Raw genomic sequence first — 24,156 nt, 5'->3', positions numbered from 1 at the left:
TCACTGAGGAGTTGATTTGGCCAAAGCGGCAAAACGCGCGTTCGTCTGCAATGAGTGCGGCGCTGACTATCCACGTTGGCAGGGGCAATGTAGCGCCTGCCAGGCCTGGAACACCATCACTGAAGTCCGTTTAGCGGCTTCCCCTGCGGCAGCCCGCAACGAGCGGCTGAGCGGCTATGCGGGCAGTGCGGGCGTCAGCCGGGTACAGAAGCTGTCGGAAATCAGCCTGGAAGCCTTGCCACGCTTCTCCACCGGGTTTAAAGAGTTTGACCGGGTGCTGGGCGGCGGTGTGGTGCCGGGCAGTGCGATTTTAATCGGCGGTAATCCCGGTGCCGGTAAGTCCACGCTGCTGCTGCAGGTGATGTGCCGTCTGGCACAGGAGATGAAGACCCTTTACGTCACCGGGGAAGAGTCGCTACAGCAGGTGGCAATGCGTGCACACCGTCTCGGGTTGCCGGCAGAGAACCTCAATATGCTGTCAGAAACCAGTATTGAGCAAATTTGCCTGATTGCCGAGCAGGAGCAGCCGAGGCTGATGGTAATCGACTCTATTCAGGTGATGCACATGGCGGAGATCCAGTCTTCGCCGGGCAGCGTAGCGCAAGTGCGTGAAACGGCCGCGTACCTGACGCGCTTCGCCAAAACCCGTGGGGTGGCGATCGTAATGGTGGGCCACGTGACCAAAGATGGCTCGCTGGCCGGTCCTAAAGTGCTGGAACACTGCATTGACTGCTCGGTGTTACTGGACGGGGATGCAGATTCCCGTTTCCGTACCCTGCGCAGCCATAAAAACCGTTTTGGTGCCGTCAATGAACTGGGCGTTTTCGCCATGACCGAACAGGGGATGCGTGAAGTCAGCAACCCCTCAGCGATTTTCCTGTCACGCGGGGACGAGATTACTTCTGGCAGTTCCGTGATGGTGGTATGGGAAGGTACACGTCCGCTGCTGGTCGAAATTCAGGCGCTGGTCGATCACTCCATGATGGGCAACCCGCGCCGCGTTGCCGTTGGCCTGGAGCAGAACCGCCTGGCGATTCTGCTGGCTGTGTTGCACCGCCACGGTGGATTACAGATGGCGGATCAGGACGTGTTCGTCAACGTAGTCGGTGGGGTGAAAGTCACCGAAACCAGTGCCGACCTGGCGTTATTGCTGGCGATGGTTTCCAGCCTCCGCGATCGCCCACTGCCGCAGGATTTGGTGATCTTCGGTGAAGTGGGGCTGGCCGGTGAAATCCGCCCGGTGCCAAGCGGTCAGGAGCGCATTTCTGAGGCAGCGAAGCACGGATTTAAACGTGCCATCGTCCCGGCGGGTAATGCGCCGAAAAAAGAGATTGAAGGCATGAAAGTTTACAGCGCGAAGAAGCTGGCCGATGCGCTGGCCATTCTGGATGAGCTGTAACTTTCCCCACTAATCAGGCAGGAGGCACGACGTGTCGTCGTTTGACTACTTAAAAACGGCTATCCGACAGCAGGGCCATACGCTGCAACAGGTGGCAGATGCCAGTGGCATGACCAAAGGCTATTTGAGCCAGCTGATCAACGCCAAAATCAAAAGTCCGAGTGCGCAGAAGCTGGAAGCACTGCACCGTTTTCTTGGGCTGGAGTTTCCTCGTCAGGCAAAAACGGTCGGGGTGATTTTTGGTAAGTTTTACCCGTTACACACCGGCCATATCTACCTGATTCAGCGCGCCTGTAGTCAGGTGGATGAGCTGCATATCATCATGGGTCATGATGAGCCACGCGATCGCCTGCTGTTTGAAAACAGCGCCATGTCGCAGCAACCCACAGTGGCTGACCGCTTACGCTGGCTGCTGCAAACGTTCAAATATCAAAAGAACATCCGTATCCACTCGTTTGATGAAGAGGGGATTGAGCCTTATCCGCACGGCTGGGATGTGTGGAGTACCGGGGTCAATGCGTTTCTCACTGAGAAAGGCATCGTACCCGACTGCATCTACACCAGCGAAGAGGCGGATGCCCCGATGTACCAGCAGGTGCTGGGCGTTCCGGCGATTGTTATCGATCCGAACCGATCGTTTATGAGCATCAGCGGGGCACAGATCAGACAGGATCCGTTCCGCTACTGGGACTACATTCCGACGGAAGTGAAGCCGTTTTTCGTGCGCACTGTGGCGATCCTCGGGGGCGAATCGAGCGGCAAATCAACGCTGGTCAATAAGCTCGCGAATATCTTCAATACCACCAGCGCCTGGGAGTTTGGACGCGACTATGTGTTCTCACATTTAGGTGGGGATGAGATCGCTCTGCAATACTCCGATTACGATAAAATCGCGCTCGGCCAGGCACAGTACATCGATTTTGCGGTGAAATATGCAAATAAAGTCGCCTTTATTGATACCGACTTTATTACCACGCAGGCGTTTTGCCTCAAGTATGAAGGGCGTGAACACCCTTTTATTCAGGCCATGATCGATGAATATCGTTTTGATCTGGTGATTTTGCTGGAGAATAACGTGCCGTGGGTGGCCGATGGTCTGCGCAGTCTCGGTAGCTCGATGGATCGTAAAGAGTTTCAGTCGATGTTGATCACCATGCTGCGGGAGAACAACATCGACTTTATCCACGTACGCGAGGATGACTACGATAACCGCTTCCTGCGCTGTATCGAGCTGGTGCGCAAGATGTTAGGCGATCAGTAGACGATCACCACTTTGCCGCGCATATGGCCTGCCAGTACTTTCTGATGCGCGGCCTGCAGTGTTTCCACGCTCAGGCCGTGCAGCACCTCGCTTAAGGTACTTTGTAATTTTCCGCCATCCACCAGGGCGGCGACCTCGTTCAGAATCTCACCCTGACGCGCGATATCCGGGGTATTGAACATGCTGCGGGTATACATAAATTCAAAATGCAGTGCAGCACTTTTCAGCTTCAGCTGATCCATCGCCAGGGGTTTTTCGTTTTCAACGATGGTGCAGATGTGGCCCTGCGGCGCAATCAGCTTCGCCATGTTTTCCCAGTGACCATCGGTATCATTCAGGCAGAAGATGTAATCTACCTGCTTGATGCCCTGTTTCTCCAGTTCACCCACCAGGTCCTGATAATTAACCACCAGGTCCGCACCGCGATCGCGACACCACTGGGCGGAGTCTTCGCGTGACGCAGTGGCGATCACTTTCACTTTGCTGTGCAGTTTTGCCAGCGGAATCGCCAGCGAACCCACACCACCGGCACCGCCTACGATGAGCAGCGTTTGGTTTTCACCTGCCGATGAGAGATTAAGCCGCTCAAACAATCCTTCCCATGCCGTCAACGCGGTCAGGGGCAATGCCGCTGCGGCTGCCCAATCCAGACTGGTGGGTTTGTGGCCGACAATGCGTGCATCAACGAGCTGTTGGCTGCTGTTGCTGCCAGGACGGGTAATATCGCCCGCATAGTACACCTGATCGCCAACCTTGAAGTTGCTGACTTGAGTACCGACAGCTAATACCACACCACTGGCATCCCAGCCGAGAATACGCGGCTCAGAGAGGCCGTTTTTGACCGCACCTTTATGCACCTTGGTATCAACCGGATTGACCGAGGCTGCACGGACTTCCACCAGCAGATCGTACTCGCCGGGTTGCGGTGTAGGTTGTTCAATCGCAATAAAATTTTTCGCATCAGCGGGGTTAACCGCAATCGCATGAAGGGTCATGGCTGTTCTCCTGTCTCAAACAGCAAGTGTAGATGTCGGAGCAATAAGATGAACAATCTTTAGGATGGACGCTAGGCAGCTTGTGCGGCAGAGGAAGCGGGGATAAAAAAGGCGGCATTGCTGCCGCCTGTAAGATTACTTCGCCATACGCTTGTACTTGATACGCTTCGGCTCCAGCGCTTCCGCGCCGAGGGTGCGTTTCTTGTACTCTTCGTATTCGGTGAAGTTACCTTCGAAGAACTCGATCTTACCTTCGTCCTGGTAGTCGATGATGTGAGTCGCGATACGGTCGAGGAACCAACGGTCGTGCGAGATAACCATCGCACAGCCTGGGAACTCCAGCAGGGCGTTTTCCAGTGCGCGCAGGGTTTCGATATCCAGGTCGTTGGTTGGTTCATCGAGCAGCAACAGGTTACCGCCAACTTGCAGCAGTTTCGCCAGATGCAGACGGCCACGCTCACCACCAGACAACTCGCCCACGCGTTTGCCCTGGTCGGTGCCTTTGAAGTTAAAGCGGCCAACGTAGGCACGGCTTGGCATTTCGGTGGTGCCGATACGCATAATGTCCTGGCCGCCAGAGACTTCTTCCCAAACGGTTTTGGAGCCGTCCATTGAATCACGGAACTGATCAACTGAAGCCAGCTTCACGGTTTCACCCAGCTCGATGGTGCCGGAATCAGGCTGTTCCTGACCAGACATCATGCGGAACAGGGTCGATTTACCTGCACCGTTTGGACCGATAATCCCGACAATCGCGCCTTTTGGCAGCGAGAAGGAGAGATCGTCAATCAGAACGCGATCGCCATACGACTTTTTCAGGTTGGTCACTTCAACCACTTTGTCACCGAGGCGTGCCCCAGGTGGAATGAACAATTCGTTGGTTTCGTTACGTTTCTGGTACTCAGTGTTGTTCAGCTCTTCGAAGCGTGCCAGACGTGCTTTACCTTTCGACTGACGGCCTTTGGCACCCTGACGCACCCACTCCAGCTCTTTCTCAATCGATTTACGGCGTGCCGCTTCGGAAGAGGCTTCCTGTGCCAGACGCTCATCTTTCTGTTCCAGCCAGGAAGAGTAGTTACCTTCCCATGGAATACCTTCACCACGGTCCAGCTCAAGGATCCAACCGGCAACGTTATCGAGGAAGTAACGGTCGTGGGTGATGGCTACCACGGTGCCTTCGAAGTCGTGCAGGAAGCGTTCCAGCCATGCCACGGATTCTGCATCCAGGTGGTTGGTCGGTTCGTCGAGCAGCAGCATGTCTGGTTTTTCCAGCAGCAGGCGGCACAGGGCCACACGGCGACGCTCACCACCGGACAGGTTGCCAATTTTGGCATCCCAGTCTGGCAGGCGCATTGCATCAGCGGCACGGTTCAGTTGCGTATCGAGGTTGTGACCATCGTGCGCCTGGATCACTTCTTCCAGACGACCCTGTTCAGCAGCCAGTTTATCGAAGTCCGCATCTGGATCGGCATACAGTGCGTACACTTCATCCAGGCGCTTCAGCGCGCCAACGACTTCGGAAACCGCCTCTTCTACCGACTCACGCACGGTGTGTTCTGGGTTCAGCTTTGGTTCCTGTGGCAGATAGCCCACTTTGATACCTGGCTGTGGACGTGCTTCCCCTTCGATATCCGTATCGATACCCGCCATGATGCGCAGCAGGGTAGATTTACCCGCGCCGTTCAGGCCGAGAACGCCGATTTTCGCCCCAGGGAAAAAGCTGAGTGAGATGTTCTTCAGAATGTGACGCTTCGGCGGAACCACTTTGCCGACGCGATGCATGCTATAGACGAATTGAGCCACGTTGTAATGAGCCTCTGTTGACGGGTTGCAGGTGTCAGCCTGTAACCGGTGGGATAACGAAAACATCAGGTGGGGATCATCGGCCACAGGGCAAATGCCATCCTGGTCTTCAAAACTGTTCGTATTGCCCGATTTTAGCCTTTTTTTACTTTCCGGCCCAGCGTCACCTGTAGCAAAATGCGCCCCGCGTTGATGATTAAATCCGGTGAATGTTGCAATGGATAAGGAATCGCCATGAAAAAGACACTTTGTGTACTGATGCTCGCTTTCAGCGCCAGTTCGCTGGCCGCTCCGGTGACCAGCTCCCGGCTGGCTGAACTGATCAATCAACGACTGGGCTATATGCAGGCGGTGGCCGCAGATAAAGCCCGCACGCATAAAGCGGTGGAAGATCTGGCCCAGGAGCAGCAGGTGTTGGCGCGAACGGCACAGCGTGCTGTCGCACTGGGGCTCGATGGAGAGTCGGTGAAGCCGTTTATTCAGGCACAGATGGATGCCGCGAAAGCCATTCAGTACCGCTATCGGGCTGACTGGCTGGCGCAGCCGGATACCGCGTTGCCAAACCTGTCACTGGCTGAGGTGCGCGAAAAAATCAGCAGCCTGAGCGATGCGGTACTGGCGCAGACCGCAGAACTGTTAAAGCAGAAATCTCCGCCTGACAAAGCGCAATTCCTTGCCCATCTTCAACAAACGCATCTCTCAACGGCAGATAAGTTGCATATCTGGCAGGCGCTAGGGGAAGTTAGGCTCGCGCAATAATACTGCTGCCTGCTCAAGGCCTGGTGTCAGTCACAATGCAAGCTGACGCCGGCGCGCTCCAGCTCACGTTGTAATTCTGGCGGCGGTACACTGTCGCTGACCAGAATATCGAACAGTGAAAAGTCTCCGATGCGAGCCGGCAGCACTTTGCCGTACTTGCTGCTATCGCCCACCACGATCTTCTGCTGTGCTCGCTGGAGCGCCCGCTGTTTAACCGGCAGTTCGTTGAGGTTGTAGCAGGTGGCACCCTGTAATACATCCAGCCCGGCGGCGGAGATAAAGGCTTTGTTCGGGTTGATGCTATCCAGTACCGACTCCAGCGCTAGCGGCGTAAATACTGCGTTATTCGGGTGAAATTCCCCTCCGCTCAGGATCACCCGACAGCGGGGTTTTTCGCGTAGCGCCAGGAAGGTATTGATTGCGCTGCACACCGCAGTGAACGGCAGCTCGTCATCAATTGCATCTATCACCAGCGGTAGCGTGGTACCGCAGTCAAAAAAGATGATGTCATTCGCTTCCACCAGCGCAGCCGCGTGCTGCGCCAGACGCTGTTTTTTTGCAACGTTCAGGTTTTGTTGGTCACTGACAAAATAGTGCGCTACCTGCTGGCGCGGATCGCGCACAATGTAGCCCCCAAGCAGCACAACGCTGCTGGCCGACTCGCCCAAATCGCGGCGAATAGTCATTTCAGAGACGCCAAGCAATTGAGCGGCTTCTTTCAGATGCAGTTTATCAGTACGCTTCAGCGCCTGCGCCAGGCGGACGATGCGTTCTTCACGACGGGTTTCCATTGCGGGCAGGCTCCTTACCACACTCAATCAGTCAGCCAACATAGTACAGTGCTGAAACAAGGTAAACCGACAAATTTCAGTAGGTTGATGATGGTATGGCGACGAATCGTGTAATAGCCGGTGATTTACGGCTTGCATACTGGGTCACCAGGGTGCGATCCGCTCTCCAGACGTGATGAGAATGTACTGTTATGGTTTTTTTCACTGCGTGTAACCTCACACTAGCCCAAACGGCTTAAGTAAATTTCTTAAAGAGCGTGGCAAGACGCCGTTCCCCTGGTTAGCATTACTCGGGCCGCAGTAGTGCAGCGATATGAGGAGAGTAGAGTGGAGAAGTGGCGAAACTGGATGTTAGGCGTTTGTCTGGTCAGTATGGCAGGCAGCGTGTGGGCGGATTCACTGGATCAGCAGCGGCAGCGCTATCAGCAAATCAAGCAGGCGTGGGATCAAAAGCAGATGGACACGGTCAATCAGCTGATGCCGACGCTGAAAGATTATCCACTCTACCCCTATCTGGAATACCGCATGCTGGCGCAGGACCTCGATCAGGAGCCTGCGCTCGCCATCAATAATTTCATTCAGCAATATCCCACGCTGCCACTGGCTCGTTCGTTGCGCACCCGTTTTGTTAATGTGCTCGCGAATCGTCAGGACTGGCAGGGCGTGTTGAACTTTAGCCCAACGGAACCACAGCCGGTACAGGCGCGTTGTAACTGGTATTACGCCAAGTGGGCCACCGGCCAGCAGCAGGCGGCATGGGCTGGTGCGAAGTCAATCTGGCTGCGTGGAACCGCGTTGCCGAACGACTGCGATAAACTCTTCTCTGCCTGGCAGGCAGCCGGGCAACTGTCGCCGATTACCATTCTGGAACGCATCCGGTTGGCGATGAAGGCGGGCAATGACAGCCTGGTTAACTACCTGGCGAAGATGCTGCCCGCTGATTACCAGACCATGGCGAATGCCATTATGGCACTACAGCAGAACCCGCTTACCGTGGTGACGTTCGCGAACAGCGTGGGTCCAACCGACTTTACCCGTCAGGCAACGGCGTATGCGTTTGCTCGCGTGGCGCGTGATGATGTGGAAAACGCTCGCAGTATGATCCCGCAGCTGGTGCAGGCGCAGAAAATGAGTGAGTCTGAGGCGCAGGGGCTGAAAGAAACCGTGGTATGGCGGCTTATGGGCATGGACCTGACCACGGAACAGGCGCGCTGGCGCGACAGCGTGGTGATGGACAGCGAGTCCACTGCGCTGCTGGAGCGCCGGGTTCGTCTGGCGCTATCCACCAATGACAAACGGGGTCTGAATACCTGGATTGCGCGCCTGTCGCCGGAAGACAAAGAGAAAGATGAGTGGCAGTACTGGCAGGCAGATTTGCTGATTTCTCAGGGCCGCAAGGAAGAGGGCGATGAGATCCTGCGTAAACTGATGCAGGGGCGTGGCTTCTATCCCATGGTCGCCGCACAGCGCCTCGGTGTGGATTATCCACTGCAAATTGATACCGCGCCGCGCCCGGATGCCGCTACCACCCAAGGGCCAGAGCTGGCGCGGGTGCGTGAGCTGATGTACTGGGGGCTGGATAACCTGGCGCGCAGCGAGTGGGCCAACCTGATCGGCAGTAAAACCCACGTCCAGCAACAGATGCTGGCGCGCTACGCCAGTGAAATGGACTGGTGGGATCTCAGCGTGCAGGCCACTATCACCGCTAAAATGTGGAACAGTTTGCAGGAGCGTTTCCCGCTGGCATGGCAAAACCTCTATCAGCAATACACCGCAGGCAAAGGCATTCCGCAAAGCTATGCCATGGCGATCTCCCGCCAGGAGAGCGCGTGGAACCCGAAAATTCGCTCTCCGGTCGGCGCCAGTGGTTTGATGCAGGTGATGCCAGCCACCGCTGCGCACACCGTGAAGATGTACAGTATTCCGGGTTATGTGAACAGCTCGCAGTTGCTGGATCCGCAAACCAACATCGAGATCGGCACGCAGTATCTTGAGTATGTTTACCAGCAGTTTGATCAGAACCGTATCTTTGCTTCGGCAGCTTACAATGCTGGCCCTTCCAGAGTACGCACCTGGCTGGGGAACAGCGCAGGCAGACTGGATGCCGTCGCGTTTATCGAGACTATCCCGTTCTCTGAAACGCGTGGCTATGTGAAGAACGTGCTGGCTTACGACGCTTACTATCGCCATTTCCTTGGCAAGCCGGATAAAATCCTGGCTGACGGGGAGTGGAATCACGCTTACTGACTATGTTATGCTTCCGTACTCATCAATGAGTACGGAAGTCTCCACCATGTCACACTCTGACGCTGTAGTTGCTGAACACCCTACGGAAGATAACTGGCAACGCTTTATTGGCATGATGCAGCAGGCTTTTGCTGATGGTCAGTCGTTGCCGCTGTTGCAACTGATGCTCACCCCCGATGAGCGCGAAGCGCTTGGCACCCGTTTGCGCATCATCGAAGCGCTGTTGCAGGGTGAGATCAGCCAGCGCGAACTCAAAAGTGAGTTAGGCGTAGGAATTGCAACCATTACCCGAGGCTCTAACAGCCTGAAGGAAGCGCCGCCAGAGCTCAAACGCTGGCTGGAAAACTGGCTGCTACGTGAGTAAACCCACAACTTAACGTTGTTGGTACAGTGGATGCACGAACGGGCACAGCGCCAGAATCAGCGCCTGATGATAGACGCTGGAGCGGCTTAGCAGTCCGTTGGTGAATGCGCCAATTGCGCCGCCTTTCTGCTTAATATTATCGACGCCGGTCAGGCGCGCCATCTCATCACCCAGTTCGTTCCCCGCTTGTAATCCTGCCATCACCACGGGCGGCAGGGTAAAGCTGGCGGAACGCGATTCACCGCGTTGCTGTGGGTTTTCAACCACCATCCAGGCAAAAGCGCAGTCGTCTTCAATCCCGGCCTCAATGGCGACCCAGAAATCGGCATCAGCGCGTATTTCTCGTGCGTTTGCTACCCGCTGACGTGCGCCAGTTCTCGTTTCCACATCAGAAAGGGGCTGTGCTGCTACGCCGCTCTCGACCCCCACCCCCTCAATATGGCAGGATCCTGCGCCGAAAACGTCGCTGAACGCTTGATCAATTGCGCGAATTTTTGCGGGATTGGTGGTGGCTGCGACAACATGGTACATAATTGATCCTCATCGGCGAATTTGTCGCAGTATAACGGAAGCAAAGCATGTTACAGGTCTATCTTGTTCGTCATGGCGAAACGCTGTGGAATGCCGAACGGCGTATTCAGGGCCAGTCTGATAGCGCACTGACGGCGCAAGGAGAGCAGCAGGCACGTCAGGTTGGGCAGCGGGTGAAAACCTTTGGTATCACCCATATCATCAGCAGCGATCTCGGACGCACCCGAGCCACAGCAGAGATTATCGCTGCGGCCTGTGGTTGCGAAGTGCGTTATGACAAGCGCCTGCGTGAGCTGAATATGGGCGTTCTGGAAGAGCGTACGCTGGCGAGTCTGACGGAAGAGGAAGAGAGCTGGCGTAAAGCGCTGGTGGATGGCACGGTAGATGGCCGTATTCCCCAGGGCGAATCGATGGCTGAAATGGCTACGCGCATGCATGAAGCGCTCAATGCCTGTCTGGAACTGCCGGAAGGCAGTCGCCCGCTGATTGTCAGCCACGGCATGGCATTAGGCGTGTTAGTGGGGACAATTCTTGGTCTTCCCGCTAACGCTGAACGTCGCCTGCGTCTGCGCAACTGCTCTATTTCTCGCGTGGATTATCAGCAAAGCCCTTGGCTGGCAGGGGGATGGGTGGTGGAAACTGCGGGTGGGATTGCACATCTTGATGCACCTTCACTCGATGAGCTTCAGCGCTAAAAAAGAAGCCGCCCTGTAAACCGGGCGGCGTCATATCATCAGGCTTGCTGCGGGCGGATTGGGATCAGATATTCACAGCGAATTTCTGTCGGTGGCTCGCTGCGCTTTTTACCGCCATGGGTATAAAAACGCTCGAGATCCTGACCCTGACGGCGGGTAAGTCCCAGCGTCGGCATGCAGGTGCCGTAAAGCAGCAGTATAAAATCTTGCAGACCAGAGCGTGGGCCAGTGTAAGTAAACTGGACGAAATCACCGCCCTCCAGCGTCACTGGCTGACCTGAGAGCAGGCTTTTTGCTGCTTCATCATCCGGTACTGCCGTGGTGTAGGAGATCTCCTGCTCATCATCCTTTTCGTGGCTAGCGTGTGACTCGTGCAGGCCATACAGTATCGGCGGCACTGTGTCGGTCTCTAGCAGGAACTGCTTCCAGAAATGCATGCGCATCTCATCACGGAAGCTGGAAATCTGTTCCAGCGTGCAGGTGTAGCTCTGGGTCTGTCCCAATAGCCGCGTCTGCGACAGGTTGACAAAACTGGCCGCTGGCATGGAGTCATCATCCAGGCGGATCGGCGGACGTATGCCAAACGAATTCCAGTCAGAAGAGCGGCGATACCAGGCAGGTGTCTGATCGAACTGTTTTTTAAATGCCCGGGTAAAAGTTTGCTGTGAGTCGAAGCGGTACTGCAGCGCGATATCCAGAATAGGACGGCTGGTTAGACGTAGCGCAACAGCGGCTTTGGACAGGCGACGAGCCCGGATATAGGCACCAATGGCATGACCGGTGACATCCTTAAACATCCTTTGCAAATGCCATTTGGAATAGCCTGCCTTGACGGCAACATTATCCAGGGAAAGGGGCTGATCAAGGTGACTCTCCAGCCAGACAAGCAAATCACGAATAATACCAGCCTGGTCCATATTACTTCCTCATACTCTGGTGTTGCAGCTAAACGAAGTCGCTGAATGATAGCACTAAATGCACAATTTAACTGGCGGGTTTTGTGTGGTTGATTGTGCTATATCAATGCAGTTTTTACTCTGCCATGTATTGGTCAATGATCGGTTTCCCCGTACATTACCGTTTTAACGATAAATCTTGCAATGGTAACCCAATGTCAACAATTCGCATTCTGATCGCAGCGCTCACCACACTGGCACTGAGCAGCCCGGCAATCGCCGAGGAGATTGGCTCCGTCGATACGGTATTTAAGATGTTCGGACCGGATCATAAAATTGTGGTGGAAGCCTTTGATGACCCTGATGTTAAAAATGTCACCTGCTACATTAGTCGTGCAAAAACCGGCGGCATTAAAGGCGGTTTGGGGCTGGCTGAAGATACCTCCGATGCTGCCATCTCTTGCCAACAAACGGGCCCGGTAGAGCTTAACGACAAAATTACGCAGGGCAAAGCGCAGGGCGATATTGTATTTCGTCAGCGCACGTCATTACTGTTTAAGAAGTTGCAGGTTGTACGCTTCTTTGACAAAAAACGCAACGCGTTGGTGTACCTGAGTTATTCCGACAAGGTGGTCGATGGTTCACCGAAGAATGCGATCAGTGCAGTTCCGATTATGCCCTGGCACTAAAAGCCAACGGGCTAATCTGAAAGCAGGATGAAGAGCGTATCCGCTAGCGGCCAGCGGATACGTAAAGACTTAACCTTCCAGCTCACCGCAGAAGCGATAACCTTCACCATGAATGGTGGCGATAATTTCTGGGGTATCTGGCGTTGATTCGAAGTGCTTACGAATACGGCGGATAGTGACGTCCACAGTACGGTCATGCGGCTTGAGTTCACGGCCGGTCATTTTCTTCAGCAGATCGCCACGGGTCTGGATCTTGCCCGGATTCTCACAGAAGTGCAGCATCGCGCGGAACTCACTGCGTGGCAGTTTGTACTGTTCGCCATTTGGGCTGACCAGTGAACGGCTGTTGATATCCAGCTCCCAGCCATTGAAGCGATAGCTTTCTACCAGACGACGCTCGTCACTTGGTACGGCCAGATTCATGGTACGTGACAGCAGATTGCGGGCACGAATCGTCAGCTCACGTGGGTTAAATGGTTTGGTGATGTAATCGTCAGCGCCGATTTCCAGCCCAAGGATTTTATCAACTTCATTATCACGGCCGGTCAGGAACATCAGTGCAACGTTTGCCTGTTCACGCAATTCACGTGCCAGTAACAAGCCATTTTTCCCTGGCAGATTAATGTCCATAATCACCAGATTGACATCATTTTCTGTCAACACCTGGTGCATTTCGGCACCATCAGTGGCTTCATAAACGACGTAGCCTTCCGCTTCAAAAATACTTTTGAGCGTGTTTCGGGTGACCAGTTCGTCTTCAACGATAAGAATGTGCGGGGTCTGCATGTCTCGCTACCTAAAATTTGCCAACAAATCGAAAACAGGGCGTACAGCGGTAATATTACCGGGTTCAGCAACAATGAACCACTATACGAAATTATGTAATTGATACACGATGCATCAACGTCAACAACAGAGTTAGCTCAGCCAGTCAGGATGAATGCTGCATGCCCCGGAATGATTGGTGCATATCCTAACCGTATTAACAGCAACCTTACAGCACCAACAACAACCGAGAAGCATAAAAAAAACGCTTCGTTGACTTATATCAAATGCAAGTGTAGCACGTTAACACTTTTGTGAAAAACTTCTCCTGGAATGCCAGCTTAGCTCACAAAATGCAGCATTTTTGCTACATCTTAAGACCTGTCTGAGATTGTCTCCTTTTTACAGAGATTATATTTCATTGCTTTGAATTAAAATGTTTTTATTTACATAGCAAAGATAAATCTCGTTCTTTGACTTAAAAACAGAGGGTGGCACATTTTTTCTGTCTTTTAACATTATTAACATCTCCTTTTCCTTTCTGCTGAGTGCTGTTAATTCCGGGCGCTGCATGCCAACATAGGCCGCGATATCTTATGAACCGGTGAAAGAAACATGCATTTCCCTCTTATTCTCGTCTCTCCTGCTCGCCCGGAAAATATTGGTGCGGCAGCGCGCGCCATGAAAACCATGGGCTTTACCCAGTTACGTATCGTTGCCAGTGACGCCTGGCAGGACCCCGCCGCCCGGCGTGTTGCCCATGGCGCAGGTGAAATTCTTGATACGGTGCAAACGTTTGACACGCTGGAGCAAGCGCTGGCGGATATTGACTTCTCAGTGGCGACTACCGCGCGTAGCCGGGCAAAGTTTCGTTACTATGCCACGCCACAGCAGGTCGAGACGTTGTTGCAGGAGAAGCGTCAATGGGTCAACAGCATGGCGTTGGTGTTTGGCCGTGAAGATAGCGGGCTGACGAATGAGGAGCTGGAGCAGGTGGACCTGCTGACCGGCATTCCGATGGCGAACGATTACCCTTCGCTCAATCTTGGTCAGGCGGTGATGGTGTACTGCTATCAACTGGCCTCACTCAATCAAGTGGCGGCGCAGGTAGAAGCGCCAGCGGATGGTCAGCAGCTTCAGGCACTGCGCCAACGACTGGAGCAACTCTTGCTCCAGCTGGAAGTCAGTGACGATCGTAAACTGGCGGACTGGATCGACCAGCGCCTTGGCCTGCTGGCGCAGCGTGACAGCGCCATGTTGCATCGTCTGCTGCATGACGTAGAAAAAAAACTTATAGATAATTCCGCTGGAAAAGCGTAGTTCTTCAGCAACAGATCGCATTTGCCTATGCTTTTTTAATCAATACAGCAGAAATCAGGGTGATCTGGCGCATGATTGCGCAGTGTTGAAAAAGTGTCCAAATGGACAAATGCGTTGACTTACATAGCACTTTGCTTTACTTCTGGAAGACAGGACAGACTTAAAAAGACAGACAGAAAAAATCTCAATGCGTACAAACAGCCTGATTATTACCATTATTACCACCACCATTACCACAGGTAACGGTGCGGGCTGACGCATACAGGAAAAACAAAGAAAAAAGCCCGCACCTAACCAGTGCGGGCTTTTTTTTCGGCATAAATTCAGGAGAGTTTTAACATGCGAGTGCTGAAATTCGGTGGGACCTCGGTAGCGAACGCGGAACGTTTTTTACGCGTTGCCGATATACTTGAAAGTAATGCGCAGCAGGGACAGGTTGCCACCGTGCTCTCTGCACCCGCAAAAATCACGAACCATCTGGTGGCGATGATTGAGAAAACCATCAGTGGGCAGGACGCTCAGCCCAACATCAGCGATGCCGAACAAATTTTCGCCAGCCTGCTGCAAGGCCTGGCTGATGCCACGCCGGGGTTTGACCTGGCGGGTGTTAAACGTCGCGTTGAGCAGGAGTTCGCGCAGCTTAAACAAGTCCTGCATGGCATCAGCCTGCTGGGGCAGTGTCCGGATAGCGTCAATGCGGCCATCATCTGTCGCGGTGAAAAACTCTCTATTGCCGTCATGGAAGCGCTGCTTCAGGCGCGTGGTTATGCCGTCACCGTGATCGATCCGGTAGAGAAGCTGTTGGCTGTGGGCCACTATCTTGAATCGACCGTCGATATTCCAGAATCAACCCGCCGCATCGCCGCGAGCCAGATCCCTGCGCAGAATATGATTTTGATGGCAGGCTTCACCGCCGGTAACGATCGCGGTGAGCTGGTGGTACTGGGCCGTAACGGTTCTGACTACTCTGCGGCGGTGTTGGCCGCGTGCCTGCGCGCTGACTGCTGTGAAATCTGGACCGATGTCGATGGTGTTTATACTTGCGATCCACGCCAGGTGCCGGACGCCCGTTTACTGAAATCGATGTCTTATCAGGAGGCGATGGAGCTCTCCTATTTTGGTGCGAAAGTGCTGCATCCTCGCACCATCGCTCCGATTGCGCAGTTCCAGATCCCGTGCCTGATCAAAAACACCGCGAACCCGCAAGCGCCGGGCACGTTGATCGGTGGCAGCAGCGAGCTGGATGACAGCCCGGTAAAAGGCATCACCAATCTGAATAACATGACCATGTTCAACGTCTCCGGGCCGGGGATGAAAGGCATGGTCGGTATGGCCGCGCGGGTGTTTGCCGCGATGTCACGTGCGGGTATTTCTGTGGTGTTGATCACCCAGTCTTCCTCCGAATACAGCATCAGCTTCTGCGTCCCTCAGGGCGAGCAGGCGCGAGCGCGTCGTATCCTGGAAGAAGAGTTCTACCTTGAGCTGAAAGATGGCCTGCTGGACCCTCTGGAAGTGATTGAGCGCCTGGCGATCATTTCGGTGGTGGGTGATGGTATGCGCACGCTGCGTGGCATCTCAGCGAAGTTCTTCTCGGCACTGGCCCGGGCGAACATCAATATTGTGGCCATCGCTCAGGGCTCTTCGGAGCGTTCTATCTCGGTGGTGGTGAGCAATGATGAGGTCACCACTGGCGTGCGTGTTGTGCACCAGATGCTGTTCGCTACTGACCAGGTCATTGAAGTGTTCGTGGTGGGCGTTGGCGGTGTTGGCGGAGCCTTGCTGGAGCAGTTACGCCGTCAGCAAGCCTGGCTGAAACAGAAACATATCGATCTGCGCGTTTGCGGGATTGCTAACTCCCGTGCGCTGCTAACTAACGTTCACGGTATCGATCTGGGCAACTGGGAATCTGCGTTAGCAGAAGCCAAAGAGCCGTTGAATCTCGGTCGCCTGATCCGTCTGGTGAAGGAGTATCATCTGCTTAATCCGGTGATTGTGGACTGTACTTCTAGCCAGGCGGTGGCCGATCAGTATGCTGATTTCCTCGGCGAAGGCTTCCACGTGGTGACGCCGAACAAAAAGGCCAACACCTCTTCCTGGGCGTACTATCAGCAGATGCGTACTGCGGCGGCTAAATCACGCCGTAAGTTCCTGTACGACACCAACGTAGGTGCGGGCCTGCCGGTTATCGAAAACCTGCAAAACCTGCTGAGCGCGGGCGATGAACTGTTGCAATTTTCCGGTATCCTCTCTGGCTCGTTGTCCTTTATTTTTGGCAAGCTGGATGAGGGTGTTTCGCTCTCGGAAGCAACCAAAATGGCGCGTGAGCTTGGTTTCACTGAACCAGACCCGCGTGATGACCTTTCAGGTACCGACGTAGCGCGTAAACTGCTGATTCTGGCGCGTGAAGCGGGCCATCAGCTGGAACTCAGCGACATTGAAATTGAAGCAGTGTTGCCAGATGAGCTGAACGCCATCGCTGATGTCGAAACCTTTATGCAGCGTTTGCCAGAGCTGGACAATGCGTTTGCGGCCCGCGTGGCGCAGGCGCGTGATGCCGGTAAAGTGCTGCGCTTTGTCGGCGCGATTGAAGAGGGCGGCAAGTGCAAAGTGCAGATTGCTGCGGTAGATGGCAACGATCCGCTGTATAAAGTGAAAAATGGCGAGAATGCCCTGGCATTCTATAGCCGTTACTATCAACCCATTCCGCTGGTGTTGCGCGGATACGGTGCGGGAAATGATGTGACTGCAGCGGGCGTATTCGCCGATCTGCTGCGCACACTGTCGTGGAAGTTGGGAGTCTGATAATGGTTAAAATTTATGCGCCGGCCTCGATTGGTAACGTTAGCGTCGGCTTCGATGTGCTGGGCGCGGCGGTATCGCCGGTAGATGGCACGTTGTTGGGTGACTGCGTTACCGTAGAAGCGGCTGACAGCTTTAGCCTGGTGAACGAAGGGCGTTTTGTCAGCAAGTTGCCGACCAATCCGCAGGAAAACATTGTTTATCAATGTTGGCAGCGCTTCTGTGAAGCGATTGGCAAGCAGGTTCCGGTAGCAATGAAGCTGGAAAAGAACATGCCAATTGGCTCAGGTCTGGGTTCTAGCGCCTGCTCAGTGGTTGCCGGACTGATGGCGATGAATGAGTTTTGTGGCAAACCGCTGACCGATACCGAATTGCTGGCGCTGATGGGCGAGCTCGAAGGGCGCATTTCTGGCAGCGTCCACTTTGACAACGTGGCACCTTGCTTCCTCGGCGGCATCCAACTGATGCTGGAAGAGAACGGCATCATCAGCCAGGAAGTTCCTGGTTTTGATGACTGGCTGTGGGTGATGGCTTACCCTGGCATTAAAGTGTCCACGGCTGAAGCGCGTGCCATTCTGCCCGCGCAGTACGCAAAATCCGACATCATCAAGCATGGCCGTCTGCTGGGGGGCTTTATTCACGCCTGCCACACACGCCAACCGGCTCTGGCCGCTAAACTTATGCAGGATGTGGTGGCTGAGCCTTATCGCACCCAACTGCTGCCGGGCTTTGCGGAAGCCCGTCAGGCCGCGCTGGAAATCGGTGCGCTGGCGTGTGGCATCTCTGGCTCCGGCCCAACGCTTTTCGCTGTTTGCAATCAAATGGAAACGGCACAGCAGATGGCAGCATGGCTGCAAGAAAACTATCTGCAAAACGATGAAGGCTTCGTCCATATCTGCCGTCTTGATACGGCTGGCGCACGTAAACTGGGATAACGCATGAAACTCTACAATCTTAAGGATCATAACGAGCAGGTGAGCTTTGCACAGGCGGTTAAACAAGGCCTGGGCTCACAGCAGGGGCTGTTTTTTCCACTGGAACTGCCGGAATTTGAACTGACGGATATCGACGCCATGCTGGAAATGGATTTCGTCAGCCGTAGCAGCAAAATTCTCTCTGCCTTCATTGGTGATGAGATCCCAGCCCATCAGTTGGCTGAGCGTGTTAAAGCGGCCTTTGCCTTCCCGGCACCGGTCGCAAAAGTCAGTGAAGATATCTCCTGTCTTGAGCTGTTCCACGGTCCAACGCTGGCGTTCAAAGACTTCGGCGGCCGTTTCATGGCGCAGATGCTCTCTTACGTGTCTGGTTCAGATGAGCAAATCACCATTCTGACGGCGACCTCGGGTGATACCGGTGCAGCCGTTGCCCATGCATTCTACGGCATGAAAAACGTACGCGTGGTGATCCTCTATCCAGAAGGTAAGATCAGCCCGTTGCAGGAAAAACTGTTCTGTACGCTGGGCGGCAACATCGAAACTATCGCGATTGATGGCGACTTCGATGCGTGTCAGGCGCTGGTGAAACAGGCGTTTGATGATGAAGTACTGAAGAAGGCGATTGGCCTGAACTCCGCTAACTCCATCAATATCAGCCGTCTGCTGGCACAGATCTGCTACTACTTCGAAGCGGTAGCACAGTTGCCGCAAGATAAACGCAACCAGCTAGTGATTTCAGTCCCGAGCGGTAACTTCGGTGACCTGACGGCTGGCCTGTTGGCAAAATCCCTTGGCCTGCCGATTAAACGTTTCATCGCGGCAACCAATGCGAACGATACCGTACCTCGCTTCCTCGGCAATGGTGCGTGGACGCCAAACCCAACTGTGGCGACACTCTCTAACGCCATGGATGTTAGCCAGCCAAATAACTGGCCGCGTGTGGAAGAGCTATTCCGCCGCAAAACCTGGCGTTTGACCGATCTGGCCTACGGGGCAGTGACGGATGAAACCACTAAAGAGACCGTGCGTGAACTGCGCGATATCGGTTATATCTCTGAGCCACACGCTGCGATTGCCTATCGCCTGCTGCGCGATCAGCTGCAGGAAGGCGAGTTCGGCCTGTTCCTCGGCACTGCTCACCCGGCGAAGTTCAAAGAGAGCGTTGAAGAGATTCTGGGCCAGGAATTGCCACTGCCAAAAGAGCTGGCCGATCGCGCCGATCTGGAACTGCTGTCGCACAAACTCTCAGCGGACTTCGCAGAACTGCGCGCGTTCTTACTGAAGGCGTGAATGTTGCAAGCAACATGACGTGTTCGTGCAGTTAAGTATCTCGTAACCCGGCATCGCCGGGTTTTTTTCATTAAAAATAGTTAGTTATAAAGTTAAATTAATAACAGTATGGGACTCAAAGGATTTATAAAAAAATCTAATGATGAGATTTGTGTCACAAAAAATCAAAATAATAAAATAAGCCAGAGTTAAGCTGCCACGCTAATTTTTATCTGAAAAGTGTTATTTAAATAAATATCTTTTGATTTGTATCAATGAAAGTTTATTTTTATTATCAATAGCTATCGATTTTTATATTAAAAGCGAGTCGCGTCTTGTTTTTAATTCATAAAGTGAACTTCATTAATTAGCTGTCGTGTTATTGAATGTATGGCTCTTTTGAGTAATTATTCGCGTGCCTCTTATGAAGGCCTGTTAACTACAAAGGAATAATTATGAAAAAGCTTAATAATGAAGAAATGATGATGGTCTCAGGTGCAGGTAACTTTGCGGATAAATCTTCCAATGGTCGGGTCAGTAATGATAGCCGAGGAGGGCGTGGTGATAGGCGAGGAACAATGAGCGAGCGCGTCAAGAGTTGTAATGATGGAATTATTGGTGGAACACTCGCCGGTAGTTTAGGTGGAGTACCTGGAATGGCTGTGGGGATGGTAGGAGGGGCTATAGCGGGTGGATGTTTTAGAAACGAGAGTTCATCGTCAAATAACAATAATGGTAAAGGTTCGGGGGGCGCTCAAAATTATGGAGCACAATGTAAATGGTAGAGGATATAACACACGAGGAAAATCATGAAGCGATATGTTAGCTGGATTTCTATTTTTCTGAGTGTGATTTTTGGAGCTTCCTTACTCAGTGGTGCAGGCATAGCTTTTGATAACTGGATTAAATTCCCTGTGTCGATATCAAGACCGTTGGTTATCATATTAACTTTATCAGCACTTGTTAAAGTGGCATTATGGCTAGTGAGGAAAGTATTCAGATGATGTTTTTTATCGTTTCACTTCGTAAATAATATGTTTAATATTATCTTTTTAGACTATTAATTATGAATGTTCATTTTTTCATCTTTAATGTGTGTTTAAGATGTGTTAATGAACAAGGTTTAGGTTGAAACCTGAGAGCCTAATAAGCATGTATATCTGATATTTATCTTCCAGTATTAATTTTCAAGGTTATATAAAGCCCACAAAGGAGTAATTTGTGGGCTTTATATGTGAAGTTTTGACAGGAGGAGCATGTCTGATATTTTCAGAAAGGAAGTATTTGAAAGGAATGAGGTGAAAAATTCTCACATACTCAGGTCAAACTTAATAAAAAGTTGGCTTTGTTCCTTCATCTTAACCTTGATAGTAGCATTTATGTGTTTATTAATAACCTTTGGGTCCTACACGCAACGAATAGAAGTATATGGGGAGTTAATATCCTCGGTTAGACCAATTAACATATTATCCCATCATCAGGGTTATATTTCAGAGAGATATTTTTCTACAGGAGATATGATAAAAAAAGGTCAGAGGATTTATAAAATAACAACCGGAAATGAGAATATTAGTGGTGAAGTTCCTTATCAACAAAAAAAGAGGATTGAATTGCAGATAGATAAAATAGAAGAGATTATGTCAGGACTCAGAGAGGATGAAAATATAACGATAACAGAGTTAATAAGTCAAAAAGAAAAATATTCCGATCTTGAAAAACAATCTGCACTATTGGTAGAAAATACAAGCCAGTCTATGAATTATTTTGGAAATATTGTAAGTGATTATGCTGAGCATCGTAGGAAGGGAATGATCACTAATGATCACTACATAGCTCAATTAAATAACTATTATCAGCAGGAAAGAATGTTAAATGATATTAAAATTCAGAATGCACAGGAAAATATACAGCTAATGACAATTGATAAAGAAATCAACTCTCGCAGAATAGAGTTTAAAAATAAATTATTAGAGCATGAATTGAAAATTCAGGAGCTTCTAAGGGAAAAAATAGTGGCCGAAGCAGAAGGTGAAATATATGTCACGGCTTCTCATGATGGTAAGATAGTCTCCGAGCATACCAGCCTTGGCCAGTTTGTGACGTTTAATGATAGCCTGGCTCAGATATTACCCGACTTTGAGGGTGATTATTTACTGACACTCTGGGTACCGGACACAACAATGCCCTATCTTATTTCTGATGCCGCAATAAACGTACGTTACGATGCCTTTCCTTGGCAAAAATTCGGTCAGTTTACCGGGGCAGTAAAAGAAATATCTACCGTTCCAGCCACCCTGCAAGAAATGGCTGCATATCGCAGTGCACCACGTGAGGAACTAATAAAAAGTGGCGGAAATTATTATCGTATAATTTGCAGCCTATCAGAAAAAGGATTGTATTATGAGGGGAGGTTCATCGAGCTCTCTAATGGGCTGACGGCTAGCGTTACTCTTTTTCTGGAAAAAAGAACGCTCTGGCAATGGATTTTATCGCCATTATATGAAGTTCAATCCAGCATTGCGGAGCCGGTTTAATGGAGAAATATCATGATGGGCTTCATTTTAACTGGAGAAAGCGTACGCCCGTTATTCTGCAATCAGAGGCAGCTGAGTGTGGGGTAACATCATTACTCATGGTAATGAATTACTATGGAGCTAACCTTGATCTTCTCAAGATAAAAAGTCAAAACAATATTCCATCCCGAGGTATGAACCTTTACGATCTCAACAAACTAGCAGAGAAATATCACTTTGATACAGAGCCTGTGTCTATTGATATTGATGAAATCCATGAGCTGACATTACCCTGTGTGCTGCACTGGGATTTAACGCATTTTGTTGTTCTTACGAAAATACAGAAAAGATATTTTACCCTACACGATCCCGCATTGGGCGAAATTAAGGTTAATAAAAAAGAGTTATCACAACATTTCACGGGTGTTGCTTTGCAGATCAGCCCAGCGAAAGGATTCGAAAAAAATGTGGAGCCAAAGAATTTAATATCCCTTAAGGCGCTTTTTTCAGGTGTGCAGGGATTGAAGAGTGCCTGTTTTAAAATATTTTTTCTTTCTTTAACTATAGAGTTTTTCACACTGCTGCTCCCGATGGGTAATCAATTGATGATGGACCATGTGCTTCCTGCGAAAGACTATGGTTTTTTGACATTAATTTGTATTGCGATGCTGTTACTGACCATTACCCAGACATTCATCTCTGTCATGAGAGAGTGGATGGCCATTATTTTTGGTACGAAGCTACAACTGCTTTGGCGAAAATCTATGTTCAGACATTTAATCAATTTACCGGTTAGCTTCTTTGAGAGGAGAAAACTCGGTGATGTTGTCTCAAGATTTAATTCACTCGATGCCTTAAGAGAGACCTTTACCACCAACATCATTCAAATCTTACTGGATATTATCATATTGATTGGCGCTTCAGTAATCATGATGCTGTATTCTCCTGTACTCTATTTTTTAGTTGTGTTTTTTTTGCTCATTTATCTATCGATACGGATTGTGACTTATAGCTATTACCGAAGGATATCCGCAGAGCAAATACACAAAAGTGCGTTGCAGAGCTCACATTTCATGGAAACTCTTTATTGCATAGCATCAATAAAGGGTATGAACATGCAAAGTGCCCGACTATCCTGTTGGCATAATCTGAATGTGAATGAATTGAATGTTGATTTAAAATCTGCACGGTTTAATATTGTTTATTCTACCGTGTCAGGGCTGATCTCGGCCCTGGACTCCATTATTGTTCTCTGGGTTGGTATCCAACTTGTGATTCAGAATGAACTCTCTCTCGGCATGTTAATGGCTTTCAATATTTATCGCTCTGAGTTTTCTCTGAGATCAGGGAATATTATTGATTCAATGGTTACGATAAAAATGGCGACGCTACACCAGGAGAGGGTATCCGATATCCTTTTATCAGAGGGGGAAGATTTAGGTACCCTCCAACTTCTATTACCTGTTTCAACAGATAGTTTAAGCCTTTCCTGTAATAATCTGGCATTTAGCTACGATGATTTTAGTCAACCCATTTTCAAAAACCTGTCATTTGATGTTCCTGCTGGCAGCAGTTTGGCAATAACCGGTGGTTCAGGGGTGGGGAAAACCACATTACTAAAAATCATGGCGGGGTTACTACAGCCCTCATCAGGGGAGGTTCAGGTTAATGGTAAGAGTATCCGCAAGCATGGGCTGGGAAATTACCGTAGCCAGATAGCTTGTGTCCTGCAGGATGATCGACTGCTTTCCGGCACTGTGAACGAAAATATCAGTAGTTTTGTCACCAATCCGGATCGCGAGCGTATTGTTTTCTGCGCGAAGCAATCTTCCATCCATGAGGAGATTATGGCGTTGCCGATGGGGTATGACACGTTACTCAGTGAACTGGGCGGTACAATATCGGGCGGGCAAAAGCAGCGCATATTAATTGCCAGAGCTTTGTATAAACAGCCTGTAATTCTCTTCATGGATGAATCAACCAGTCATCTGGATGCGGCGAATGAGAGGAAAATCAATCAGGCCATTTCTGCTCTCAATATCACCAGAGTTATCGTTGCCCACCGTCAGACAACGATTGACTCTGCTGATGTTGTTTTACATCTTTCAGATGCGCAGTGATCTTT

21 protein-coding genes and 1 other annotated feature are annotated in these 24,156 nt (G+C 51.3%); of the genes, 15 read left to right on the top strand and 6 right to left on the bottom strand.

Going from position 1 to position 24,156, the window contains the following annotated elements:
• Positions 1-16: 16 nt before the first annotated feature.
• Both radA and nadR read left to right on the top strand, forming a co-directional pair.
• The gene (gene radA, locus B880_RS0101595) at positions 17-1,399 is read left to right on the top strand and encodes a DNA repair protein RadA (protein WP_017345637.1); all 1,383 of its coding nucleotides are present in this window, start codon (positions 17-19) and stop codon (positions 1,397-1,399) included.
• Positions 1,400-1,430: 31 nt separating this feature from the next.
• On the top strand, positions 1,431-2,660 hold the full coding sequence (gene nadR / locus B880_RS0101590; RefSeq protein WP_017345636.1) for a multifunctional transcriptional regulator/nicotinamide-nucleotide adenylyltransferase/ribosylnicotinamide kinase NadR: 1,230 nt from the start codon (positions 1,431-1,433) through the stop codon (positions 2,658-2,660).
• On the opposite strand, the gene B880_RS0101585 is transcribed toward nadR, so the two are convergent.
• Complete coding sequence (locus B880_RS0101585) at positions 2,654-3,655, bottom strand: zinc-binding alcohol dehydrogenase family protein (RefSeq protein WP_017345635.1); 1,002 nt, start codon at positions 3,653-3,655, stop codon at positions 2,654-2,656. The two genes, nadR and B880_RS0101585, sit on opposite strands and share 7 nt — an antisense overlap.
• Positions 3,656-3,790: 135 nt before the next feature.
• Positions 3,791-5,458 carry an energy-dependent translational throttle protein EttA gene (gene ettA, locus B880_RS0101580; RefSeq protein WP_026042364.1) on the bottom strand — a complete coding sequence of 556 codons (1,668 nt, stop codon included), beginning with the start codon at positions 5,456-5,458 and terminating at the stop codon, positions 3,791-3,793.
• 234 nt (positions 5,459-5,692) lie between these two features.
• Here ettA and B880_RS0101570 point away from each other — a divergent pair, with 234 nt between their 5' ends.
• Entirely contained in the window at positions 5,693-6,217 is a 525-nt protein-coding gene (locus B880_RS0101570; protein ID WP_017345632.1) for a chorismate mutase, read from the top strand.
• 26 nt (positions 6,218-6,243) lie between these two features.
• Here the strand turns inward: B880_RS0101570 and deoR are convergent, their stop codons facing one another.
• Positions 6,244-7,008 carry a DNA-binding transcriptional repressor DeoR gene (gene deoR / locus B880_RS0101565; RefSeq protein ID WP_017345631.1) on the bottom strand — a complete coding sequence of 255 codons (765 nt, stop codon included), beginning with the start codon at positions 7,006-7,008 and terminating at the stop codon, positions 6,244-6,246.
• Between the two features lie 327 nt (positions 7,009-7,335).
• Between deoR and sltY the strand changes: the two genes are divergently transcribed.
• On the top strand, positions 7,336-9,255 hold the full coding sequence (gene sltY / locus B880_RS0101560; RefSeq protein ID WP_026042362.1) for a murein transglycosylase: 1,920 nt from the start codon (positions 7,336-7,338) through the stop codon (positions 9,253-9,255).
• 46 nt (positions 9,256-9,301) lie between these two features.
• A complete protein-coding gene (gene trpR / locus B880_RS0101555; protein WP_017345629.1) occupies positions 9,302-9,619 on the top strand; it encodes a trp operon repressor in 318 nt (105 codons plus the stop codon).
• A 9-nt stretch (positions 9,620-9,628) separates the two neighbouring features.
• Here trpR and yjjX read toward each other — a convergent pair whose 3' ends face one another.
• Positions 9,629-10,150, bottom strand: a complete 522-nt coding sequence (gene yjjX / locus B880_RS0101550) for an inosine/xanthosine triphosphatase (RefSeq protein ID WP_017345628.1) — start codon at positions 10,148-10,150, stop codon at positions 9,629-9,631.
• Positions 10,151-10,197: 47 nt separating this feature from the next.
• Here yjjX and gpmB point away from each other — a divergent pair, with 47 nt between their 5' ends.
• Entirely contained in the window at positions 10,198-10,845 is a 648-nt protein-coding gene (gene gpmB / locus B880_RS0101545; protein WP_017345627.1) for a 2,3-diphosphoglycerate-dependent phosphoglycerate mutase GpmB, read from the top strand.
• Between the two features lie 38 nt (positions 10,846-10,883).
• On the opposite strand, the gene robA is transcribed toward gpmB, so the two are convergent.
• Positions 10,884-11,762 carry an MDR efflux pump AcrAB transcriptional activator RobA gene (robA, locus tag B880_RS0101540; RefSeq protein ID WP_017345626.1) on the bottom strand — a complete coding sequence of 293 codons (879 nt, stop codon included), beginning with the start codon at positions 11,760-11,762 and terminating at the stop codon, positions 10,884-10,886.
• A 194-nt stretch (positions 11,763-11,956) separates the two neighbouring features.
• Here robA and creA point away from each other — a divergent pair, with 194 nt between their 5' ends.
• Positions 11,957-12,430, top strand: a complete 474-nt coding sequence (gene creA, locus B880_RS0101535) for a protein CreA (protein WP_017345625.1) — start codon at positions 11,957-11,959, stop codon at positions 12,428-12,430.
• 69 nt (positions 12,431-12,499) lie between these two features.
• On the opposite strand, the gene arcA is transcribed toward creA, so the two are convergent.
• The gene (gene arcA / locus B880_RS0101530; RefSeq protein WP_017345624.1) at positions 12,500-13,216 is read right to left on the bottom strand and encodes a two-component system response regulator ArcA; all 717 of its coding nucleotides are present in this window, start codon (positions 13,214-13,216) and stop codon (positions 12,500-12,502) included.
• A 594-nt stretch (positions 13,217-13,810) separates the two neighbouring features.
• Here arcA and B880_RS0101520 point away from each other — a divergent pair.
• The 8 genes from B880_RS0101520 (at position 13,811) to B880_RS0101490 (ending at position 24,151) form a co-directional block, all read left to right on the top strand.
• Positions 13,811-14,515 carry a tRNA/rRNA methyltransferase gene (locus B880_RS0101520; protein WP_017345622.1) on the top strand — a complete coding sequence of 235 codons (705 nt, stop codon included), beginning with the start codon at positions 13,811-13,813 and terminating at the stop codon, positions 14,513-14,515.
• 187 nt (positions 14,516-14,702) lie between these two features.
• Entirely contained in the window at positions 14,703-14,771 is a 69-nt protein-coding gene (thrL, locus tag B880_RS27275; protein ID WP_071524358.1) for a thr operon leader peptide, read from the top strand.
• Positions 14,710-14,829 (top strand) — a sequence feature (Thr leader region). Its footprint overlaps the gene before it by 62 nt.
• Positions 14,830-14,854: 25 nt before the next feature.
• Positions 14,855-17,317, top strand: a complete 2,463-nt coding sequence (gene thrA, locus B880_RS0101515; protein ID WP_017345621.1) for a bifunctional aspartate kinase/homoserine dehydrogenase I — start codon at positions 14,855-14,857, stop codon at positions 17,315-17,317.
• Between the two features lie 2 nt (positions 17,318-17,319).
• Positions 17,320-18,249 (top strand): homoserine kinase, encoded by a 930-nt coding sequence (gene thrB, locus B880_RS0101510; RefSeq protein ID WP_017345620.1) that lies wholly within the window; start codon positions 17,320-17,322, stop codon positions 18,247-18,249.
• A gap of 3 nt (positions 18,250-18,252) precedes the next feature.
• Positions 18,253-19,539: a threonine synthase gene (gene thrC, locus B880_RS0101505; RefSeq protein WP_017345619.1), complete on the top strand. Its 1,287-nt coding sequence runs from the start codon at positions 18,253-18,255 to the stop codon at positions 19,537-19,539.
• A 434-nt stretch (positions 19,540-19,973) separates the two neighbouring features.
• Positions 19,974-20,303: a hypothetical protein gene (locus tag B880_RS0101500; protein WP_017345618.1), complete on the top strand. Its 330-nt coding sequence runs from the start codon at positions 19,974-19,976 to the stop codon at positions 20,301-20,303.
• A gap of 471 nt (positions 20,304-20,774) precedes the next feature.
• Positions 20,775-22,052 (top strand): HlyD family efflux transporter periplasmic adaptor subunit, encoded by a 1,278-nt coding sequence (locus tag B880_RS0101495; RefSeq protein ID WP_017345617.1) that lies wholly within the window; start codon positions 20,775-20,777, stop codon positions 22,050-22,052.
• Positions 22,052-24,151, top strand: a complete 2,100-nt coding sequence (locus B880_RS0101490; protein ID WP_017345616.1) for a peptidase domain-containing ABC transporter — start codon at positions 22,052-22,054, stop codon at positions 24,149-24,151. Before B880_RS0101495 ends, B880_RS0101490 begins: the two co-directional genes overlap by 1 nt.
• The last annotated feature ends 5 nt before the right edge of the window (positions 24,152-24,156 follow it).

Source organism: Pantoea sp. A4 (genome assembly GCF_000295955.2).
Taxonomy (GTDB): Bacteria; Pseudomonadota; Gammaproteobacteria; order Enterobacterales; family Enterobacteriaceae; genus Pantoea; species Pantoea multigeneris.
Note: the sequence above shows the minus strand (reverse complement) of the source record. Positions and strands in the feature narration are given on the sequence as shown.